The sequence below is a fragment of the Nocardia sp. NPDC058518 genome (assembly GCF_042719655.1).
GTDB lineage: Bacteria > Actinomycetota > Actinomycetes > Mycobacteriales > Mycobacteriaceae > Nocardia.
Map to the genome: position 1 here is coordinate 494,567 of NZ_JBHXNJ010000001.1, position 19,909 is coordinate 514,475.

The following is a 19,909-nucleotide window of genomic DNA, read 5'->3' on the forward strand; positions in this document are numbered from 1 at the left end:
CTTTTATACACCGTTCGGGGGCACTTGGCGCGTTTCCCGCTTCAAAACCCCCCACAACCCCCTTTCCCCGCCCCCCTTTTTGGGGGGGGGGGAAAATCGACGGACTATCCGTCACGCGAGAAAAGCGCCGGGTCTACTTCGGCTGGAAACGCTGCCCACCGTCGATACGAACGACTTCACCGTTGATATACGGATTCTCGAGCAGATGCTGAGCCAGCAACGCGTATTCGGCCGGTGCGCCCAACCGCTTCGGGAACGGCACCGCCGCAGCGAATTTCGCGAGCTTCTCCTCACCGAGGAAATCCATGATCGGGGTGTGCATCGTTCCCGGAGCGATGCTGTTCACCCGGATGCCGACAGCGCTGAGATCGCGGGCGCCGGTCAGGGTCAACGAGATCACGCCACCCTTGGCCGCCGCGTAGGCCGACTGACCGATCTGGCCCTCGTACCCGGCGATGGAGCTGGTCATGACGATCGCGCCACGCTCGCCGCTGTCCTTCGGCTCGAGCTTCGCGATCTTCGCCGCCGCGAGCCGAAGCACGTTGTAGGTGCCCGTCAGGTACAGCGCGATGGTGTCGGTGAAGCCCTTCAGCGTGTGCGGTGTGCCGTCCCGGTTGACGACCTTCTCCAGCACACCGAAACCACCGTGGGCGATCACCGCGTAGCGCAGCGTGCCCAATTCGTCGGCCGCCGCGAACGCTTCCTCGATCGTCGAGTCGTCGAGCACGTCGGTGCGCACATAGACCGCCTTGTTGCCCAGCTCCTCGGCCAGGGCCTTGCCCTTGTCATCGTTGACATCGGCGATCACAACGGCCGCGCCTTCGGCGTGCAGCCTGCGCACCGTCGCGTCACCCAGCCCACCGGCACCACCGGTCACCAGTACTACTTCACCTTCGAACGACACTGCGTCTCCTCACTTGATGGGTTGATGGTGGACGGGCAGCTCGCTGCCTCACTTGCCCGTCCAGTTGGGGGTTCGCTTCTCGGCGAACGCCTTCGCGCCTTCCTGCGCGTCCTGCGTCCCGAAAACCGGGGCGATGAGCTCCAGCTGCTTCTGCCACATCTCGCCGGTGCTCCACTCGGCCGCCTTGACGATGACTTCCTTGGTCACCGCGACCGCGATCGGCCCATTGGCCGTGATCCGTTCGGCCAGAGCCAATGCCCGGTCCAGCGCTTCCCCCGGTTCGGCCACTTCGTTGACGAAGCCCCACGCGGCGGCGTCCTCTGCCGTGAAACTGTCACCGGTCAGGGCCAGTTCGAGTGCCTTCTGGTACGGAATGCGCTGCGGCAGCCGCAACAGCGCACCGCCGCCCGCCACCAGGCCACGTTTGACCTCGGGAACCCCGAACCGCGCGGTCTTGGCGGCGACGACCAGATCCGTCGCCAGGACCAGTTCGGTGCCGCCGGCCAGCGCGTAGCCTTCGACGGCGGCGATGATCGGCTTGGCCGGTGGCTTCTCGGTGAATCCGAGACCACGACCGGCGACGTAGGGGTACTCCCCCGCCGCGAAGGCCTTCAGATCCATTCCGGCGCTGAAGTTTCCGCCGCTGCCGGTCAGGACCGCGACGGACAGCTCAGGACTTTCGTCGAGCTCGTCGACGGCGTCGGCGAGTCCCTGACTGACCGCGAGATTGATCGCGTTGCGCGCGTCCGGCCGGTTGATCGTGATCACCAGCGTTCGCCCGCGCCGCTCCACTAGCACTGCGTCCGACACAGATATCTCCATTCTCTCGGTGAAAGCACTCAGACTTCGATGACGAGGGCGCCGCCCATACCGCCACCCGCGCACATCGCCGCGACGCCGATACCGCCGCCGCGACGCCGGAGCTCATAGATCAGGGTCGCCACCTGGCGGGCACCCGAGGCCGAGATCGGATGGCCGAGGCTGCACCCGCTGCCGGAGAAGTTCACCCGCTCCTCGTCGATGCCGTGCGCGCGGCACGCGGCGATCGGCACCGAGGCAAAGGCTTCGTTGATCTCCCACAGCGCCACGTCATCGACGGTCAATCCCGCACGGTCGAGCACTTTGCCGATCACGTTCACCGCGGCGATGCCGTTGTCCGCGGGCGTCACACCCACGTTCGCCCAAGCTCGCACTGTCGCAAGAACATCCAGGCCCGCGCTCGCCGCATAGTCGTCAGCGGTCACCGTCACCGCGGCGGCGGCGTCGTTGATGCCGCTGCTGTTACCCGCCGTGATCGAGAACCCCTCGATTTCGGGATGCAGAACGGGCAGCGCCGCCAACCGCTCGGCGGTCGTCTCCCGGCGCGGATGCTCGTCGACTGCGAAATCGAGCACCGAGCCGTCGGGCTGGGCGACCTTCAACGGCAGGATCTCGTCGGTGAACTTTCCCTCGTCGATCGCGGCGACGGCCCGCTGATGCGACCGCAATGCCCAGTCGTCCATTTCCTGACGGCTGATCCCGACCTTCTTGGCGGTGTTCCAGCCGACGGTGATCGCCATGTCCATCGTGGGCGCGTCCGGGGTCTCCGGGTGTGACGGCGGGATCCACGGTTCCTTGAATTCGAGCTCGGGCCCCGACCCGGGCACCCGCCACTTCATCAGCGGAGCCGTCGACAGCGATTGCACACCGCCGGCCACGATCACCCGCTCCATTCCGACGCCGATGTGCGCGGCCGCGTTGGCGATGGAGGTGAGGCTGCCCGCGCAATGGCGATTCACCGCTTGGCCGGGCACATTCAGCATTCCCGCGGCCACGGCCGCGTGCCGCGCGAGGTCGCCGCCGCCGTAGTTCAGTTCGGCGAAGATGACATCGTCGACGTGGGTCGGGTCGATGCCCGAGCGGCGAACGGCCTCGGTGAGGATCTCGATGGCGAGTGTCTCCGACGCCACGTTCACGAGCGCACCCTTGAACGATCGCGCGATCGCGGTGCGGACCGCACTGACAATGACTGGTTTGGGCATGTCTCTCAACCTCTGAGTTCCGGCTGCACCCATCGATGCGGCCTGGTGTGTATTGCGATGAATTACAGGTCGTGTATTCGGTCAGTCGATGGTGAAGCGGATCGGCAAATGCTTGAGCCCACCCACGAAAGTCGTTGCCGTCAACTCCGGCTCCCCTGCCAACTCGATCGATTTCAAGCGCGGCAACAACTCCCCCAGGAACTTGCCGATCTCCATCCGAGCCAAGCCCGCACCGAGACAGAAGTGCACGCCGTAACCGAACGCCACATGCTTGTTCGGCTCACGCCCGATATCGAAGCGGAACGGATCGTCGAAAACGTCCTCGTCACGATTCGCCGACGCATACGACAACAACAGCGAATCACCCGCCGGAATAGACACCCCGTTGACGACCGAATCCTCAGCGGCAGTTCGCATGAAGGCCTTCACAGGCGTCACCCACCGAATGATCTCTTCGACAGCGCCCGGCATCAGACCCGGATCAGAACGCAAACGATCGAGCTGGTCAGGATGCTCGATCAACGCCCGTAGACCACCAGAGATACTGCTACTCGTCGTATCGTGGCCCGCCGTGGCGATGATGGCGTAATACGAAACAATGTCCACATCCGACAGTGGCTCACCATCGATCTTCGCGTTCGCGATCATCGACGCCAGATCATCGGTCGGATTCGCCCGCCGCGATTCCGTCAATCCCTGGAAGAACGTGAACATCTCCACCAACGCGTTCATCGCCTCATCCGGCGGCGTCGACCGCTTCAACTCGTCATCATCAGAACCCACGAGTTCCTGGGTCAACTTCAGCATCAGCGGAAAATCCGACTCCGGCACACCAAGCAGCGACATGATCACATACAGCGGGAAATTCACCGCGATCTCGGACACGAAATCGCACTCACCACCCGTATCCCGCATCCGATCCACGTACCGCTTCGCGAGCTCCTCGATCCGCACCCCCATCGCCTTCATCGCCTTGGGCCCGAACCAATCCGCCGCGATCGCCCGCACCACCCGATGCTGCGGATCATCCATGTGAATCAGCGTCCGGATCCCCACCGCTGCCTGCATCTCGTCCGACTTCGCGGTCATCAACACCGGACGCGGCCAGTTCGTGAACCGGTGATTCGCCCGCTCCACCGCCATCACATCCGCGTGCTTGGTGATCGCCCAGAACGGTTCGTACCCGGCGACTTCCGCCCACGCGACCGGCTTCTCCGCCCGCAGCGCGGCCAACGCGGCATGCAACCGCGGCTCATCGGCGTAGGCGGCTGGATCCGCCAGAACGTTCGCGGCCTCATCAACGATCGGCATCCCTATCAGCACCTTTTCCCGTTCCGAGCTGGCAACCCAGCAATCCACCACACCGCACGCACCCGCGCGGATGGCGTTGTCTCGACCTCAAGACTGATTTATAGTTACCCTTACTGTCAAGCTTTCTGTAACAGATGCCGTATCAGGCATCAGAACGGTGGAAACCCATGGTCGCCCAGCAACGCAGGATCGTCGTCGTCGGAGCAGGGTCCGGCATCGGAGCGGCGACGGCGGCGCACTTCCACGAGCAGGGAGACCACGTACTCACGGTCGATCTGCACGCGAACGACACACCGGCCGCCCAGCACGAACAGTGCGACCTGCGCGACGCGAGCGACATCGCGGCCCTGCTCGACCGCATCGGGGCGGACTGGGACGCGTTGGCCTACGTCGCGGGCGTGCCGGGAACCGCACCAGCGGCCGATGTCCTCGGGGTGAACTACCTCGGTATGCGGCTGTTCACCACCGGAATGCTGCCGCTGCTGCGCGAGGGCGGCGCGATCGTCACCGTGGCCTCGGTCGCCGCCCTCGGCTGGCAGCAACGGATCGACGATCTCGCGGGCCTGCTGGCCGCGACCGACGCCGATGCCGTGGCGCAGTGGCAGGCGACGCAGGACCCCGCCTATCCCGTCTACAGCACCTCGAAGCAGGCGTCGATCATCTTCGCCAAGCGCCTGGCCCCGACCGCATGGCAGAAGTACGGCATCCGGGTCAACTCCGTGAGCCCCGGTCCCACCGAGACACCGATTCTCACCGATTTCGAAGCGTCGATGGGCAAGGAAGTCCTCGACTCGGTCAAGGCCACCGTCGGCAGGCACGCGACAGTCGCCGACATCGTGCCGGTGATCGCCTTCCTCGCCGGCCCTGACTCCCGCTGGGTCAACGCCCAGGACATCCACGTCGATGGCGGATTCGTGGCCCCGTTGACCGTCGGCCCGGCCATCGAACTCTGAACCGTTCCCACTCGCCCGTACGGCGCCACAAGTGGTGGCGCCGTACGGGCGGTGCGTTCGGAAACATGCGTCATGCCGAAACCTCGGACGCCACATCGAGATCGGTGCCGCCCGAGGTCGTTCGATCAGAGTTCGGCGACAGCCTGTTCACGAGCCCAGCGATAGTCCGCTTTCCCCGCGGGACTGCGACTGATCGCGGAGCGGAAGACGACCGCCTTTGGCAGCTTGTAGCGGGCGAGCGACTGCGCGGCATGGCCGACCAGCTCATCGAAATCCACGGACGCGTCTTCCACCAGTTCCACGACCGCCACGACCTCTTGGCCCCACCGCTCGTTCGGACGCCCGACCACCAACACGTCGGCGACCGCGGGATGAGAAACGATCGCCGACTCGACCTCCTCGGCGAAGATCTTCTCGCCGCCGGAGTTGATGGTGACGGCGTCGCGACCGAGCAGCTCGATCGTCCCGTTCTCGAGGTGGCGCGCACGATCACCGGGCAGCACGAAGCGCACACCGTCGATGACGGGGAAGGTCGCAGCGGTCTTGGCCGCGTCACCCTTGTAGCCCAGTGGGGTGAACTGACGTTTCGCGAGCCAACCGAGACCGTCGTGGCCTGCTTCGAGGACGGTGCTGAAATCCTCGGCGACGACCCTGGTGTCCAGACCCGCGGAGAACGTTCCGGTCGAGACGAAGCCCGCCGCCGACACATGATGCAGCTGGGTTCCGGTTTCCGAAGATCCGACACCATCGAGCACCACCAAACCCGGCACTGCCTCGATCCATTGCTGCTTGACCTGCGGAGTGAGTACCGCTCCACCATTGGCGAGCGCGGCCAGCGACGACACATCGGCGATCTTCGATTCCACCGCGGCGAGCAACGGTCTGGCCATGGCGTCACCGACCACGATGGCGATCGCGACTCGTTCGCGCTCGATCGTCCGCACGATCTCGGGCCCGTCGATCCGGTCCACCACCGGGGAGAACACAATGGATTGACCGGTCGTCATGGCGGTCAGCACCGCCCACTGCGCCGCGCCGTGGATCAGCGGCGGCAACAGCATGAGTTTGACGCCGGGGTTCGCGGCGGCCCGTGCACCGATCTCCTCGTAGGAGCTCACCTGCGTGCCGGTGTTGATGTCACGCCCGCCGCAGGCTGCCATGTAGATGTCGTGCTGGCGCCACAGCACGCCCTTCGGCATCCCGGTGGTGCCGCCGGTGTAGAGCACATAGAGATCGTCCGGTGAGGCTGTTACCGGCAGCACCACCGGTTCTGTTGCGGCGATGATCGTTTCGTAGTCGACGGCGCCGTCGAGCAGGTCGTTTCCGGAGTCGTCGGCGATCTGGATGAGGACCCGCAGATGGGGCAATTCGGACCGAATCTCGGCCACCCGCGGCGCGAAGGTCGCGTGGTAGACCAGCGCCGTGGCGCCGGCGTCGGCCAGCAGATGCTGGAGTTCGCTCTTGACGTAGCGGTAGTTCACGTTGAAAGGCGCCACGCGCGCGCGAAACGCCCCGATCAAACTCTCGACATACTCGTTGCCGTTGTAGGCATAGATGCCGAGCAGGTCCTGGCCGACCTCATGCGGTTCGAGCTCGCGACGTTCGGTGTGACAGCCCAGCCCCTGCGCATGCAGGTAGGCAGCGAGCCGCCGGGACCGGTCGGCCACCTGCGCATAAGTGTGTCTGCGGTCGCCCTGGATGATGATTTCCCGATCCGGGAGCGCCGCGGCGGCGGCATCGGCGGCGCCGACGAGAGTCAATTGCGTCGAGTCGGACCCGGTCGCGGAAGGGGACAACGTAGCTCCTCAGTGATCGTTCGCACGCGCTCACGCGCCCGAAAATTGTGGTGGTAGAAGTGGATTGAACGGCCGGTGGCGGGTGCCTCAGCTGGCGGGCTCGCGTCGCGGCAGGCGTCCACGCACCCGGCGCTGAGTGCGCCAGCGTGCGGCCCGCAACGCGAGATCGATGAACTTCGCCGTCCGGAGATCGAAGGGCGGCGCCGCTATCCCGGTGATCGCGAACGGAAGGTCGGTCCCCGCCACCGTGCGCAGGTGGCTGAACGTGTCGAACCCGGTCTTCCCGTGATAGGCGCCCATCCCGCTGTGCCCGACACCGCCGAACGGCGCGTTCTCGGAGAACATGTGGATCGCGAACTCGTTGCGCGCGATCCCGCCGCTGCGGGTGCCGTCGACGAATCTGCGGAAATCCTTCCGGTCCGGGCCGAACCAGTAGGCGACCAACGGCGAAGGCCGCGCGTTGATGTAGTCGATGACATCGGCGATGTCGGCGTAGGGCCGGATCAACAGGACCGGACCGAAGATCTCCTCCGTCGCGATACGCATGTCGTCGCCGACGTCACGGATCAGCGTGGGCGCGATCTTTCGCGCAATCGGATCGGGCAGTTCCTCACCCGCCGGTGCGAGCGATTCCACCCTGGCACCTCGAGCTCGGGCATCGTCGACGAGGGCGAGCACCCGGTCGTAATTGGCGGCGTCGACCGAGGCCGTGTAGTCGTCGTTGTCCAGGATCGCGGGGAACATCCCACGCAATTCGGCACGGAGGCGGTCGACGAAGCGGTCGATCTCGGCTTCCGGAACGAATACGTAGTCGGGACAGACGCATACCTGCCCACCGTTGACCATTCTGGCGCGGGCGACCCGGTTCGCGGCACGGTCGATATCGGCGTCGGGCGCGACCACGACGGGATTCTTTCCGCCGAGCTCGAGGGTCACCGGGACCAGATTCTCCGCCGCGGCTCGCTGCACGAGACGCCCGACGCCGGTCGAACCGGTGAAGAAGAGGTGGTCCAGCGGTAGGCGGGTGAAGGCGGCACCGATGTCGGGTCCGCCGGTCACCACCGCGAGTTCGTCCTGGTGGAAATAACGCGCAGCCAGCGAACGGGTCAATTCAGCGGTGTGCGAGGTGATCTCCGACATCTTGATCATCACGCGGTTGCCCGCGGCGAAGGCCGACGCCGCGGGCACCACGACCAGCTGCAGCGGGAAGTTCCACGGGCCGATGATGCCGACGACCCCGAGGGGTGAGGGATGGACTTCGGTGCGGATGCCGTACAGGCGTGCGAGCCGGTTCGGGCGCACCGGACGCATCCAGCGCTCGGTGTGTGAGCGGGTGTGCTCGAATGCGGTGAGCATCCCCATGATCTCGGCGAACAACGTCCCGGTCCGCGAGCGCGTCCCGAAATCGCGTGACATCGCATCGACGAAGTCGTCGATATTGTCCAGGACCATGGCCAACAGCCGGTCGATCCGGTCGCGCCGGACCGCCGCCGACGCCGGGCCGTCACACAGGAATGCCTGCCGTTGCCGGTCCAGAATCGCGACCAGCTCGTCCGGATCTGTCGTTTCACCGGTCCGACCGGCCTCACTGAACCCGACAACCTGTGACATCCGCGCCTCCGCACTCACATCGAACCCGCCGCAGCCTTCGTTCGGAGGCAAACAACAGATACTGTTCCAGTAATACCAACTGTAACAGCGTCAGCCCTGCCCGAACAGTGTTTACGCTGCGCTGGACGTGACCCGTGCGGGGTCAGGGCAGAGCCACCCGACTCGCGAGCCAGCGACCGTCGACGAGCTCCATCGTCATCATCACCCGGCTGCGGTCCACCCGGGGATCGGGCGAGGCTGTGTTGGTCACCGTCTGGTCGACGAACAGGATGGCCTCGACCTTCGTCGGGGTCGCCGACTTCACCGCCGCATCGAGCACCGTGCCCTTGCCGGTCGCCTTGTTCTCCAGCAGCAGCTGACGCAGCTGCCCGCTGGAGCGCGTGTAGGTGTCCTTGAACTCCCCGGTCGACCCGTCGAGCACTGCGGTGAAGTCACGGTCGAGATTGCCGGAGTCGACGCTGGTCAATGTGACCGCATACGCTCTGGCCGCTTCGAGTCCGGCCGCGGCCGCGGCGTCGGTGTCGCTCTCCTGCTTCAGCTTCCATCCGAGAATCGCCGCGGTGACGACGGCTACGACGGCCACCAGCACCAGCAGTGGGATGCGGATCTTCTTCCAGATCAATGCCGCGATCATCCGACGGATCGCCCACTTGGACGGCATCACGAATTCTGGCTCGGCCGCCGGGGTCGCCGAATCATCCGAGCTCTTCTCCACCGAGACAGCTACCGCAGTGGCTGTTTCGGCGGCGGGGTCGTCGGTGGTCGGGGTGTCGGCGGGGTCGGTCTTGGGATTCATCACAGATTCCTCATCGGGGTGGAGCGGGGACCGTCTGGCCGGAGTCGACCAACGGCAACGGCAGGGGCAATGACCAGGGCCCGATCGGGGTGGGGCCGGCCGTTCGATCGGCGGGTTCGCCCGCGGGCGGGCGACCGGGCAGGCGTTCCCCCGGCGGTCGCGGCGCATTGTCCGCGCCGCGGACCAGGACCGCCGGGTTGTCGTCCGAGCAGTGGGTATAGAGATACGGTTCGGAATAGTCACCGACCGACGGTGGTTTCCGCGGCAGGTCGTACACGCACGTGTATCGCGGATACAGGCTGACCAGCCCCCAGAATCCGCCGTCGTGCATCACTGTCGCCAACGCGTCGAGGGCCGATCCGGCGCGCTGGGTCGGGAAGAAGAACTCCTGCATGGCCGGTACCCGGGTATTGGTCACCTGGGCGACCGTCGACAGGCTGGTCAACAGCCCGACCACCGCGGCGGAATTGTCGGCCAGCACGGTGTCCAAGGCGGCGAGTGTTCCCGGCGTCGCGTCGAGGAATTCCGCGAAACCGCCGGTCTTCGCTTCGACGCCGCGCATGAAGTGCGCGGCGTCGGCGGAGAACCGTTGCAGCCCTGCCGATCCCGTTCCCAGGGTCGCGAGCACTGTCTTGCTGTCGTGCACCAGTGAGACGGCCTGCGGAAGCACCGCATCCAGCGTCGACACCAGGAAGATCCCGCCGTCGAGGATGTCGATCAGCTTCTGCGGCCCCTCCGGTCCGACCCCGAGCTCGTCGACCACCGAGGCGAGTTGGGCCGGATCCACCTGCGCCAAGCTCGAATCGAGTGTGCCGAGCATCTGCCACAGCGGGGTTGGCGTGGAGGTCTTGTCCGAGGAGATCTCGGCCCCGTCGCTCAGATACGGGCCGGTCGATCGGGTCGGCCGGAAGTCGAGGAACTGCTCTCCCGCCGTGGACAGGCTGGTGACGTCGACCGTACCGTCTTCGGGCACCCGGATTTTCGCGTCGATGCTCGCGACCGCGACCACGCCGTCCGGTGCGAACTCGACCGAACGGACTTCGCCGATCGGCACACCGCGCAAGGTGACGTCCTGGCCGGGCAGCAGCCCACCGGACTGGGTGAGATGCACCCGCACCGCGATGGTCGACGCCGACGGATCGAAGCCGAGGGCACCGAACACCAGATATGTCGATCCGGCTACCGCCACCATCGCCAGCGCCACCGCCGAGAGCGCGAGCCGATACGGATGCCCGCCGCGCACCCCACCGACCAGCAGCCGGGCGGGCAGATCCGCCACCACCGACCCGAACGAAGCGAGTCCACCGACGGCGCTCATCGCCCCGGTCCCAGGACCCGCTCACGCAGGGTGAGCAGGGTGTAGGTGAGCGAACCGACGAGCGCGTGCCAATCGCTCGCATCAGGTATCCGGCTGCCGGGATCCGCCTGGTGACCGGGGTCGGCGAGCGCTCCGATCGCGAAATCCTCCAGGTCGACGTTGCCGTGCGCCGAGGTACCGCTGGAGAGCCTGATGACGGTGGGCAGCAGAGCATTCATCGCGGCCAGGCTCGCGTTCGGATTCAAGATGGCGTCGTTGAGCCCGGCGGAGATCTGGTCGAGATTCGCGATCAGCCCACCGATCTCACCACCGCGAAGGACCGGGAACTTCGCCAGCTGAGCGCTGACATCGTCGACCTGCCGGACGAGTTCGAGCGCCTGCTGGGCATTCGCCTCGATGACCGTGGAGGCGGGACCGGCGGCGCTGATGAACTCGCCGATCACGGTGCGGTTCGCGGCCAATTCGCTGACCAGCCGATTGGTTTCGGCCAGCGCGAGCCGGATGTCGTCGGACCGGGCGGCCAGGGCCGTGACCAGCTCGGTGGACTGATCCAGCAGCCCGCCGAGGTTGTCGCCGCGATCGCCGACCGCGCGCCCGAGACCGTTGACAACGCTGGTCAGATTGCGGATGGCGCCGCCGTTGACCAGCAGCGAGGCAGTGGTCAGCAATTCCTCGACGGTCGCCGCCGCCGAGGTCTCCGGCAACGCGATGGTGTCTCCGTCGCGCAGGGCGGCGGTCGAGGGTGTGGCGTCGACCGGCGCGTCGAGTGCCACGTAGACGTCGCCGAGCGGGGTCGCGGTGCGCAGCTGTGCGCGGGTGCCGACCGGAAGCTCGACATCGGCCCGGATACGCAGCGAGACCTTGGCTTTGTAGTCGGCGACCGACATCGCGGTCACTTCACCGACATCCGCGCCCGCCAGCCGAACCTTCGCCTTCGCGGGCAGATTCAGCGCGTTCGCGAAGGTGGCGTCGATCGTGTATCCGGACTCGCCCGATCCGGGTGCCGACAGCGGCAGATCATCGAGCCCCACGCCACATCCGGCGGTGGTCGTGAGCACGGCGACCGCCAGCGCCGCGGTCGTCAGCACGGAATTCTTGGCTCTCATCGAGGCAACCTACTCATCGCTTCCAACATGTCGGTGATACCGAAATCCGGCCCGAAATCCTGCAGAGTCCCTGTGCTGCAGCCCAGTTGGCGGAGGCCGAGGATGTTGCACACCTCTTTGACCATCTGCCCGTCGAAGGCGACCCGGTCGAGGAGCGCGTGAATGCGCGCACCGCCCGCCTCCTGGTCGACCGCGTTGTAGCCGTTCGCCAGCAACATCGGCGACAGGTCGAGGAATTCGGCCAGCTGGTCGCGATAGTCGGCGAGGGCCTTGGTGACGGTTGCCGTGTCGGCGACCGCGCTGCGCAACGGCTCACGATTGGCCATCAGCAGGTCGTCGGCCTCCCGCATCACCGTGGTGATCTGCGCGCCGGTAGCCCCCGATCCGATCTCGAGCTGGGTCAACATCTCACCCAATTGCCCTGAGGCAGCACCGAATTCGCGGATGACCTGGTCGCCGTCGGCGGCTGCGGCGACCAGCACCGACAGCTCCTGCATGATCTGGGTGACCGCGTCCCGCGTCCCCGCTCCCGCGTCGTCACCCAGCCGCAGCGCCCGCGACAACTCGTCCATGGTCGCGCGCAATTCCTGCCCGTTGCCACTGGTGGCCGACGACGCGACGGCGAGCATCCGCGCGATCGGTCCCTCACCGGGCAGTTCGCCGCCGAGCTCACCGGACATGTCATCGGCCATCGAGATCAACCGATCCACACCGACCGGCGTCCTGGTGCGTTCCAATCCGAGTGTCGTGCCGTCGCGCAAAGCATCCCCGCCCCGGTACACGGGGGTGAACTCCACGTGCCGGTCGGTCAGCACCGACGTCGATACCGTCACCGCCGTGGCGTCCGCCGGGATCTTCGCCTCGCCGTCGACCCGCATGGTCACCTCGACGTAGGCCCCCCGCGGCACGATTCCGGTGACTTTCCCGACCGGCATGCCGAGGATCGCGACCGTGTTGTCGACATACAATCCGGCGGCACTGTCGAAATGGGCCACCACGGTGATGTCGTCCGGGCCGCGTTCCAGCGAACCGCTCGCGCAACCGACGAATCCGAGGACCGCGAGCACCGTGGTGACCCGCACGAGCTTCAGCAGTGTTCTCATCGACAATCTCCGAAATACTGTGGCAACTGGGCCAGCTCGGCGTGTCCGCTCAGGGCGCACATCCACGAGTCGACGAGCACACCGCCGGGCGCGTTGAAGTCCACCGAGTTTCCGTTGCCCGCGGCGTTGGTCAGGTTGCGGACCGCGACAGGCAAGATCTCCAACGTGTTGCGCAGCAGGTCGTCGTGGCGGGCGAGGCTGCCGAGCAGACCGTTGAGCCCGGTGAGCAGCTGGTCGATATTCGCCCGGTCATCGACGATGATGCCGCGGACCTGCTCGACCAGCCGGGTAGTGGCCGACATCAGCAACTCGATCGCTTGTCGCCGGGAAGCTATGTCGGTCAACAGGTCTCGCCCCACGCCGACGATCACCTCGACATCGGACCGCTGGCTGGTGACCACGGCGGTCAGGTCACGCACCCCGGTCAGCAGTGAACCCAGTTCGTCGCGGCGGCTACCGAGAATGCTCGACAACGTCCTGATATTGGTCAGTACACCGGGAAGGACCGCGGGCACGCCGTCGAGTTGCGTGGCCAGGGTATCCAGAGAGCGGCTGATCTGCGCGGCATCGACCTGCTCGAAGGTGGTGGTGGCATTCTCCAGCGACTGCTGCAGGTCGTAGGGAACGGCGGTGTGCGACAGCATGATCCGTCGATCGCGCAACTCACCCGCGCCGGTCGGGCGCAGCTCCACATAGCGGGCGCCGAGCAGTGTGGTCAGTTTGATCGCCGCCGTGGTCTCGACGCCGAGCGGTACATCGTCGGCGATACGCATCGTCACCACGACGCGGTCGTCCACCAGCTTCTGGCCGGTCACCGCGCCGACCTGGACGCCGGCGACCGTGACGCTGTCACCGACGCGTAGCCCGGCGGCCTGGGCGAACTCGGCGTCGTAGCTTCGCTCGCCGACGCCGAGAGTGTTCCAGCCCAGTGCGGTGATCAGCAGCGCGACCAGCACGGCCAGCGCGACGATCCCCAGCATGCGCGGGTTCTGTTCTTCGATCGGCCGCGAGAGCGAGGAGCTCAGCCGCCGGATCCGGGTCGATAGTGTCATGAATTGCCTCACCTACAGATCGGTGATTGCTGAACGGTTCCGGCCGGGGTGGCCATGCGGACGATCGCCGGGATCAATTCCGAGAGCGCGGGAATCGCCGTGAAGCCGAGATTGCAGAGGTAGACGTTCAGGTTCGCGCCTTCCTGGCTGACCCGGGCGATCCCCTTCAACAGCACGGGCAGGTTGAACCCCAGGTAGGCGAACTGGTCCTTGTTCTGCTCGAAATGCCGGGTGAATCCCGGCTCTCGGCTCATGAGCCGATCGAGTGCGGGCCGGTCCTGCGCGACGACGGTCGCCATCCGATCCGCGACTCCCGATACCTCGGTCAGCGTCGTCATGATTTCGTCGCGGTGACGGGCCAGCCCGTCGACGATGGTCCGGGTTCGGCTCAGCAGAGTGCTGAGTTCGGTCCGTCGGCCCGCCAGGTTCTGCACGACCTGGTTGAGATTGGTGATGACCGCGCCGAGCACCTGGTCCGGTCCGGCCAAAGACTGTGCCAGCGTGGACATCTGCTCGATCAATCTCGTCAACGAGCCCGCGTCCCCCTGCAGAGCCTGTACGAGCGCGGCGGTGACATTGTCGACCTGCTGCGGATCGAGGCCGCTGAACAGCGGTTCGAATCCGTTGAGCAGCGCCGAGAGATCGAAGGAAGGCTCGGTGTGCTCCACCGGGATCTCCCCATTGCTCGGAAGTTCGGTGTCAGAACTGATTTCGTCACGCGACAGTCCGAGGTAGCGCTGTCCGATGACATTCTGATAGGTGATGGCGGCGACGGTGTCGCCGTAGAGGCGCTGGGCATCTTGCACGCGAAAGCGAACTCTGGCCCGCGTGCCGTCGAGTTCTACCGCGTCGACACGTCCGACGCGCACGCCCGCCATCCGCACGTCGTCGCCGACCCGCAAACCGGTGGCGTCGGTGAAGATCGCCGAATACGGCTTCGTCGAGCCGTCGATACCACGATTCAAGGTCACGAAGGTCATCGAGATGAGGGCGAACGCGACGACGAGGAAGACGCTGAGTCCGGCCACCGAGCGACGATGCTGGTTCATCGTGGTGCACCTCCTGTTTCTGGGACTCCGGTGGTGAGTAGTTGAGCCAGAACCTGTTCGGCGCTGTTGGCGCCGCCGCCGAGTACCCGGCCGATGAGGTCTTGCATCTCCGGGGTCAGGACGGGTTTCGGAACGGAGCGGGGGTCCAGCGATGCGGGCAGCGGCTCGGCCGAGGTCGTCAGCGGCGCTGTCGCGCAGCTCGGTCCGGCGAGGTCGCCGTATCGGGGGCAGTCCGCCCGCGTGTACGGAGTGTCGGGTGTCAGCCTGATCTGGAATTTGCCGGTCCCGTTCTGGGTCTCCTCGTTCCAGAATTCGGCGAACCACACGTCCGACAGATTCTTGATGCTGCCCACGATGGGGCCGAAACTCGAACTGCCCGCGGCGAACACGTCCAGGACCGGAGTCAGCTGATCGGTGATCGTCACCATCTCGTCGACGTGGCGGTCCAAGCCGCCGTCGACGGTCGACAATGTCGCGGTGCCCGCCGTCAGCAGGTCGTGCAGCTCGGCTTCCTGCTCCACGACGGCCCGCATCGGGACGACCGCGGAATGCAGGACATCGAGGAGATCCGGTGCCGCCGCGGCCAAGCCCTGCACCGATTCGGTCAGCGCGGTGATCGTCGACGGCTCACCCGGCGGTGCGATCTGGGCAGCGAGTTCCCTGGTGATGTGGTCGAGCTGGGCACCGGCTCGAACGAGGTCGGCGCCACGCCGGTCGGTGGCCTTGGCGACCGCGGCGAGCACTCCCACCGTGTCACTCGTGCTGATCCTCGCCGTCGCCGCCACGATCGTTCGCAGCTTGGTCAGGGCGGTCTGCAATTGCACCGTCGACAAACTGGTGTCCTGTTGGATCTCCGCACCGGCCCGCAGCGGTCGCCCCGGACCGTTGTCGACCAATTGCACCGACGACACCGCGAAGATGTTGCTGGGGACCACCCGGGCGGTCACCGAAGCCGGAATGCTCACCAGCAGACGCGGTTCGAGCTCGAGTCTGGCCCGATTGCGGCCGCCGTCGATCGATGGCGTCACTTCGGCGACGGTCCCCACCAGCACACCACGGAATTTCACGTCCGAGTTGGGCGGCAGGCCGTCACCCACCTGCTCGAGCAGGGCGGTGATCTCGGCCTTCTCCTCGAAGGACCCGGTCGATTTCATGTATACGACCGTGAGACCGCCGACGATCAGCGCGAACGCGACCAACCCCCGCAAGAGCAGTGACAATTTCGACGGTCCGCGTCCGTCCGTGTCGAACAATATCGACATCTCACCCTCCCAGCCGCGCGCTGGCCCCGATGCCCCAAATGGCAATGGTCAGCAGGAGATTGACGACGATCATCACCGAGATCGCCGCACGCATGGCGCGGCCCGCCGCGATGCCGACGCCCTGTGGTCCGCCCGCGGCGTAGTAGCCGTAGTAGCACTGGATCGTGGTGGTGATCAGTACGAAGACAATCGCTTTGCCCAGCGAGTAGATGATGTCCGGTCCGTTCAAGACGAGCTGGAAGTAGTGGCGGTAGGTCCCGATCGACAGCCCGCCCGACATGCCGACCACCATTTCGACAGCCACGTAGTTGGCCGCCAGGCAGAGCAGATACAGCGGAACGATCGCGACCACCGACGCCAGCAACTTGGTGCTGACCAGATAGGGAATGGACCGGATCGCCATCGACTCCATCGCGTCGATCTCCTCCGAGATACCCATCGAGCCCAGTTGTGCGGTGAACCGGCAACCCGCCTGCGCCGCGAAGGCCAGCGATGCCATGATCGGCGCCAGCTCGCGCGTCGAGGCCGTCGAGGCGACCAGTCCGATGGCGGGCTCCATGCCGAGCAGATGCAAGGCGTTATAGCCTTCCAATCCGATAATCGCGCCACCGGCCGCACCCAGGATGATGATGACGCCCGCCGTGCCTCCACCGACGACGATCGATCCATTTCCCCACGCGATGTCGGACAGGGTCCGCATGAACTCGACTCGATAATTGCGGAGCATCACGGGAATCGATGCGGCGGCGCGCACGAAGAACGTGAGCATGTGCCCGAGTCGCATGAATGCAACGCCGAGCTTTTTCGAATATGTTGCCACCAGTCTGGTGCCGAACGGATGATAGGTGGATGCCATTACAAGCCCTGCCTGGGAAACAGCATCATGAACAGCTGGGTGAACAATACATTGACGATCATGAGCAAAAGGATCGACGAGACAACCGTTGAATTCACCGAGTTCGCGACACCTGCGGATCCACCCTTCGTCGTCAGCCCCTTATGGCAGGCGACCACTGCCACGATCGCGCCGTAGACCACCGCCTTCACCATGGTCAAGACCAGATCCCCGACAGTGGCGAACGAGGCGAACGTCGCCACGAAACTCCCTGGCGCACCGCCCTGAGCGAAGACATTGAAGGCATAGCCCGCCACGAAACCGACGAAACACACCACCCCGGTCAGCGAGACGCCGATAACGATCGCCGCCAGAAACCGGGGAACCACCATGCGCCGGATCACCGAGACGCCCATGATCTCCATGGCGTCCAATTCCTCCCGGATCTTCCGTGATCCCAGGTCGGCGCAGATGGCCGAGCCGACCGCGGCGGCCATCAGCAGCGCTGCCACCATCGGGGCGCCTTGCCGGATGACCGCCAAGCCACTGGCGGCCCCCGCCAACGAGGTGGCACCGACCTGCCCGGCCAGCAGCCCGAACTGAATGGAGAGCGTGACCCCGATCGGCAGGGCGACAAAGATTGTCGGCAGCACTGCCGCCGAAGCCATGAAAGCCCCCTGCGCGAGGGTTTCCCGCACGGCCAGCTTCCCGGTAAAGAGGTCGACAATCAGATATTGCACCGTACGGACACCGAGGACGAACTGGCCACCTACCGTATCGATGGCAACACCGGGATGCCGGCCGAGATAACCGCGAAACCATGCGGCGACTTCTCTGCTCGCCGGCATCGCAGACCGCTCCGAGCCCACCGCTCGCCTTTCGCGGCGCTTGTCAGCTGCCGGATCGAATCGGTTTACCATCGGTTCGCGCGTCTCCATTCGGGTAACACCGCCCATTTGCCATCCCGAGTGTGCGTGACATCACAGGGTCTAGTCAACAGAATTCTGGAACTAATTTTCAGTACAATTCAGACGTTCGATTTTATGGCATAACAATATGCCCACCCAGAAAATAGGCGAGCTTTTATTGCCGCGTCGGGGCATATTTCCGATCGATAATTAATACGTAGGGAATTCAGGTTTTATGGACTGTCCGATCAGTCGGACACCCCTCCGATCGCGGCGACGTAGGGATGTCGGTGCCGTAGCCGCCAGTGTGCGGACGGGGTCCAGCCGCGATGCGAGTTCTGACGAACCATCCCACTCCTCCCGACCGCCACGCGACGACCACCATCCGCCCACCGGCTCTCACAGTTGCCACTCGACATCACCTGCCGAGTCGGCCTCGGACTCACGGGCGGCGTAGGTCGTTCACAGCTGCCCGATACGACGTGAGCAAGCATACTGTATTACTTACAGTTAGTCACGCAAGAGGGCATGGCGGTCGAGCCGACGCCCGCCGGGCGTCCACAGGGCGGCGGGTACGAGTACCCGCACCGGTCAATCGAGCCGGAAGTCGGCGAAGTCGAAGCCCGGCGCGACGACACAGCTCACCAGCGTGTACTCCTCGCCCGCCGGGCGGGCGGCCTGACTCACCCCACCGGGGACCACCGCCTGGGGTCGCTGCCCCTGCTCGACATCGGGTCCGAGGACGATCTCCTCACCCCCGATGTTCAGCAGCAGCGGACCACCCCGATGCCACATCCAGATCTCGTCCGAGGTCACCGTATGCGGTGCGGACTCCTCACCCGGCATCAGCAGGAAGTAGATCGCCGTCGCGCTCGCGCGCGAACCGGAATAGCCAGCGGGCTCGAATTCCACCGCACTACGCCAGGTTTCACGGAACCAGCCGCCCTCGGGATGCGGCTGGAGATCCATTTCTGCGGCCAGTTGCGGACGGTCGTCGCTCATGGAGCCACAGTATTTCACCTCGGCGGGTCGTGCGCGCGCATGCTCGCCTCACCCCTCGTCTGTCCGGTCAGCTCTCGGCGACGACACAGAACTCGTTGCCGTGCGGGTCCTGCAGCACAGTCCATGCGAAGCCGGGCAGCGAGTGTTCACCCAGGACCGTGGCCCCCAGGACCGTCAGCCGGTCGACTTCCGCCGCGCGAGCTGTGGTCTGGAAATCGATATGCACACGGTTCTTGGTCCCCTTCGTCTCGGGAACGCGCTGGAACGCGAGGTAGCGCCCTTCCCCGAAACCGACACCAGGTGGGGCAATCATGACGTAGTCCCCCGAGTCGGCGAGGACGGTGTAACCGAGTGCGGCACTCCAGAACTCGGCCAGTTCGGCGGGGTCGTTGGTGTCGATGGTGATACCGCCGACGGTGATGGTTTCGGACATGGACGAAACGCTAGGCCACAGCACCGACATTTTCCGGCGGCACGGGGACGCGGTGTAGCTGTGTTCGACAGGGCGCTGCCACTGATCGACTCATTCGGTCCTATCAGTCCGGCGTAGACCCGTGATCGGAGAGGTGGGCGGCCAATCCGGCGGGTGTGGGATGCAGGAACATCAGGTGCAAGGGGATGTCCCGATCGAGTTCTGCTTCCAGCGCGGCCATCAATCGGGTGGCGGACAGCGAATCCCCGCCCAGGGCGAAGAAGCTGTCATCGACCCCGACCCGATCCACCCCGAGGATCCGTGCGAATACACCGGCCACGAGCTCTTCCCTCGGTGTCGACGGCGCCCGGAAGCGGGCACGCGCCTGACGTACTGCGTTCTCGGTGGCGTTCCGGTCTCCGAGCATTGATCGCCGGGGGGGGGGGGGCGGGGGGGTTGTTGGGAGCGCC

Annotated in this window: 19 protein-coding genes; 1 reads left to right on the plus strand and 18 read right to left on the minus strand. The window is 65.6% G+C overall.

What is annotated here, in order from left to right; translation table 11 throughout:
• Positions 1–133 precede the first annotated feature (133 nt).
• The 4 genes from ACFWPX_RS02215 to ACFWPX_RS02230 all read right to left on the minus strand — a co-directional run bounded on the left by ACFWPX_RS02215 (position 134) and on the right by ACFWPX_RS02230 (position 4,236).
• Positions 134–904: an SDR family oxidoreductase gene (locus ACFWPX_RS02215; protein WP_378925151.1), complete on the minus strand. Its 771-nt coding sequence runs from the start codon at positions 902–904 to the stop codon at positions 134–136.
• A gap of 48 nt (positions 905–952) precedes the next feature.
• Positions 953–1,714 (minus strand): crotonase/enoyl-CoA hydratase family protein, encoded by a 762-nt coding sequence (locus tag ACFWPX_RS02220; RefSeq protein ID WP_378925153.1) that lies wholly within the window; start codon positions 1,712–1,714, stop codon positions 953–955.
• Positions 1,715–1,743: 29 nt separating this feature from the next.
• A complete protein-coding gene (locus ACFWPX_RS02225) occupies positions 1,744–2,925 on the minus strand; it encodes a thiolase family protein (protein WP_378917715.1) in 1,182 nt (393 codons plus the stop codon).
• Positions 2,926–3,006: 81 nt separating this feature from the next.
• Positions 3,007–4,236: a cytochrome P450 gene (locus tag ACFWPX_RS02230; protein WP_378926107.1), complete on the minus strand. Its 1,230-nt coding sequence runs from the start codon at positions 4,234–4,236 to the stop codon at positions 3,007–3,009.
• 167 nt (positions 4,237–4,403) lie between these two features.
• Here ACFWPX_RS02230 and ACFWPX_RS02235 point away from each other — a divergent pair, with 167 nt between their 5' ends.
• A complete protein-coding gene (locus tag ACFWPX_RS02235; protein ID WP_378925155.1) occupies positions 4,404–5,189 on the plus strand; it encodes a coniferyl-alcohol dehydrogenase in 786 nt (261 codons plus the stop codon).
• Positions 5,190–5,314: 125 nt separating this feature from the next.
• Here the strand turns inward: ACFWPX_RS02235 and ACFWPX_RS02240 are convergent, their stop codons facing one another.
• From ACFWPX_RS02240 to ACFWPX_RS02305, 14 genes are all read right to left on the minus strand, one after another.
• Complete coding sequence (locus ACFWPX_RS02240) at positions 5,315–6,985, minus strand: acyl-CoA synthetase (protein WP_378925157.1); 1,671 nt, start codon at positions 6,983–6,985, stop codon at positions 5,315–5,317.
• 87 nt (positions 6,986–7,072) lie between these two features.
• The gene (locus ACFWPX_RS02245; protein ID WP_378925159.1) at positions 7,073–8,596 is read right to left on the minus strand and encodes a coniferyl aldehyde dehydrogenase; all 1,524 of its coding nucleotides are present in this window, start codon (positions 8,594–8,596) and stop codon (positions 7,073–7,075) included.
• 142 nt (positions 8,597–8,738) lie between these two features.
• Positions 8,739–9,392, minus strand: a complete 654-nt coding sequence (locus tag ACFWPX_RS02250; protein ID WP_378925160.1) for a hypothetical protein — start codon at positions 9,390–9,392, stop codon at positions 8,739–8,741.
• A gap of 10 nt (positions 9,393–9,402) precedes the next feature.
• On the minus strand, positions 9,403–10,710 hold the full coding sequence (locus ACFWPX_RS02255) for an MlaD family protein (protein ID WP_378925162.1): 1,308 nt from the start codon (positions 10,708–10,710) through the stop codon (positions 9,403–9,405).
• The gene (locus ACFWPX_RS02260) at positions 10,707–11,816 is read right to left on the minus strand and encodes an MlaD family protein (RefSeq protein WP_378925164.1); all 1,110 of its coding nucleotides are present in this window, start codon (positions 11,814–11,816) and stop codon (positions 10,707–10,709) included. The genes ACFWPX_RS02255 and ACFWPX_RS02260 overlap by 4 nt, the downstream gene beginning before the upstream one ends.
• The gene (locus ACFWPX_RS02265; RefSeq protein WP_378925166.1) at positions 11,813–12,919 is read right to left on the minus strand and encodes an MCE family protein; all 1,107 of its coding nucleotides are present in this window, start codon (positions 12,917–12,919) and stop codon (positions 11,813–11,815) included. The genes ACFWPX_RS02260 and ACFWPX_RS02265 overlap by 4 nt, the downstream gene beginning before the upstream one ends.
• Positions 12,916–13,971, minus strand: a complete 1,056-nt coding sequence (locus tag ACFWPX_RS02270; protein ID WP_378925168.1) for an MCE family protein — start codon at positions 13,969–13,971, stop codon at positions 12,916–12,918. The genes ACFWPX_RS02265 and ACFWPX_RS02270 overlap by 4 nt, the downstream gene beginning before the upstream one ends.
• 8 nt (positions 13,972–13,979) lie before the next feature.
• Positions 13,980–15,020, minus strand: a complete 1,041-nt coding sequence (locus ACFWPX_RS02275) for an MCE family protein (RefSeq protein WP_378925170.1) — start codon at positions 15,018–15,020, stop codon at positions 13,980–13,982.
• Positions 15,017–16,282 (minus strand): MlaD family protein, encoded by a 1,266-nt coding sequence (locus tag ACFWPX_RS02280; protein ID WP_378917694.1) that lies wholly within the window; start codon positions 16,280–16,282, stop codon positions 15,017–15,019. The genes ACFWPX_RS02275 and ACFWPX_RS02280 overlap by 4 nt, the downstream gene beginning before the upstream one ends.
• Before the next feature lies 1 nt (position 16,283).
• A complete protein-coding gene (locus tag ACFWPX_RS02285) occupies positions 16,284–17,138 on the minus strand; it encodes an ABC transporter permease (protein WP_378925173.1) in 855 nt (284 codons plus the stop codon).
• Positions 17,138–17,965 carry an MlaE family ABC transporter permease gene (locus tag ACFWPX_RS02290; protein ID WP_378917856.1) on the minus strand — a complete coding sequence of 276 codons (828 nt, stop codon included), beginning with the start codon at positions 17,963–17,965 and terminating at the stop codon, positions 17,138–17,140. Before ACFWPX_RS02290 ends, ACFWPX_RS02285 begins: the two co-directional genes overlap by 1 nt.
• Before the next feature lie 651 nt (positions 17,966–18,616).
• Positions 18,617–19,027: a cupin domain-containing protein gene (locus tag ACFWPX_RS02295; RefSeq protein ID WP_378925175.1), complete on the minus strand. Its 411-nt coding sequence runs from the start codon at positions 19,025–19,027 to the stop codon at positions 18,617–18,619.
• Positions 19,028–19,094: 67 nt separating this feature from the next.
• A complete protein-coding gene (locus tag ACFWPX_RS02300; RefSeq protein WP_378925176.1) occupies positions 19,095–19,460 on the minus strand; it encodes a VOC family protein in 366 nt (121 codons plus the stop codon).
• Positions 19,461–19,563: 103 nt separating this feature from the next.
• Positions 19,564–19,779 (minus strand): phosphopantetheine-binding protein, encoded by a 216-nt coding sequence (locus ACFWPX_RS02305; RefSeq protein ID WP_378925178.1) that lies wholly within the window; start codon positions 19,777–19,779, stop codon positions 19,564–19,566.
• Positions 19,780–19,909: the final 130 nt, after the last annotated feature.

Bases quoted from the DNA above. Each gene is read 5' to 3' on its own strand.
- ACFWPX_RS02295 (WP_378925175.1), bottom strand. From the start codon at position 19,027: ATGAGCGACGACCGTCCGCAACTGGCCGCAGAAATGGATCTCCAGCCG.
- ACFWPX_RS02230 (WP_378926107.1), bottom strand. From the start codon at position 4,236: ATGCCGATCGTTGATGAGGCCGCGAACGTTCTGGCGGATCCAGCCGCC.
- ACFWPX_RS02285 (WP_378925173.1), bottom strand. From the start codon at position 17,138: ATGGCATCCACCTATCATCCGTTCGGCACCAGACTGGTGGCAACATAT.
- ACFWPX_RS02300 (WP_378925176.1), bottom strand. From the start codon at position 19,460: ATGTCCGAAACCATCACCGTCGGCGGTATCACCATCGACACCAACGAC.
- ACFWPX_RS02270 (WP_378925168.1), bottom strand. From the start codon at position 13,971: ATGACACTATCGACCCGGATCCGGCGGCTGAGCTCCTCGCTCTCGCGG.
- ACFWPX_RS02280 (WP_378917694.1), bottom strand. From the start codon at position 16,282: ATGTCGATATTGTTCGACACGGACGGACGCGGACCGTCGAAATTGTCA.
- ACFWPX_RS02250 (WP_378925160.1), bottom strand. From the start codon at position 9,392: ATGAATCCCAAGACCGACCCCGCCGACACCCCGACCACCGACGACCCC.
- ACFWPX_RS02255 (WP_378925162.1), bottom strand. From the start codon at position 10,710: ATGAGCGCCGTCGGTGGACTCGCTTCGTTCGGGTCGGTGGTGGCGGAT.
- ACFWPX_RS02260 (WP_378925164.1), bottom strand. From the start codon at position 11,816: ATGAGAGCCAAGAATTCCGTGCTGACGACCGCGGCGCTGGCGGTCGCC.
- ACFWPX_RS02245 (WP_378925159.1), bottom strand. From the start codon at position 8,596: ATGTCACAGGTTGTCGGGTTCAGTGAGGCCGGTCGGACCGGTGAAACG.
- ACFWPX_RS02290 (WP_378917856.1), bottom strand. From the start codon at position 17,965: ATGCCGGCGAGCAGAGAAGTCGCCGCATGGTTTCGCGGTTATCTCGGC.
- ACFWPX_RS02225 (WP_378917715.1), bottom strand. From the start codon at position 2,925: ATGCCCAAACCAGTCATTGTCAGTGCGGTCCGCACCGCGATCGCGCGA.
- ACFWPX_RS02275 (WP_378925170.1), bottom strand. From the start codon at position 15,020: ATGAACCAGCATCGTCGCTCGGTGGCCGGACTCAGCGTCTTCCTCGTC.
- ACFWPX_RS02265 (WP_378925166.1), bottom strand. From the start codon at position 12,919: ATGAGAACACTGCTGAAGCTCGTGCGGGTCACCACGGTGCTCGCGGTC.
- ACFWPX_RS02235 (WP_378925155.1), top strand. From the start codon at position 4,404: ATGGTCGCCCAGCAACGCAGGATCGTCGTCGTCGGAGCAGGGTCCGGC.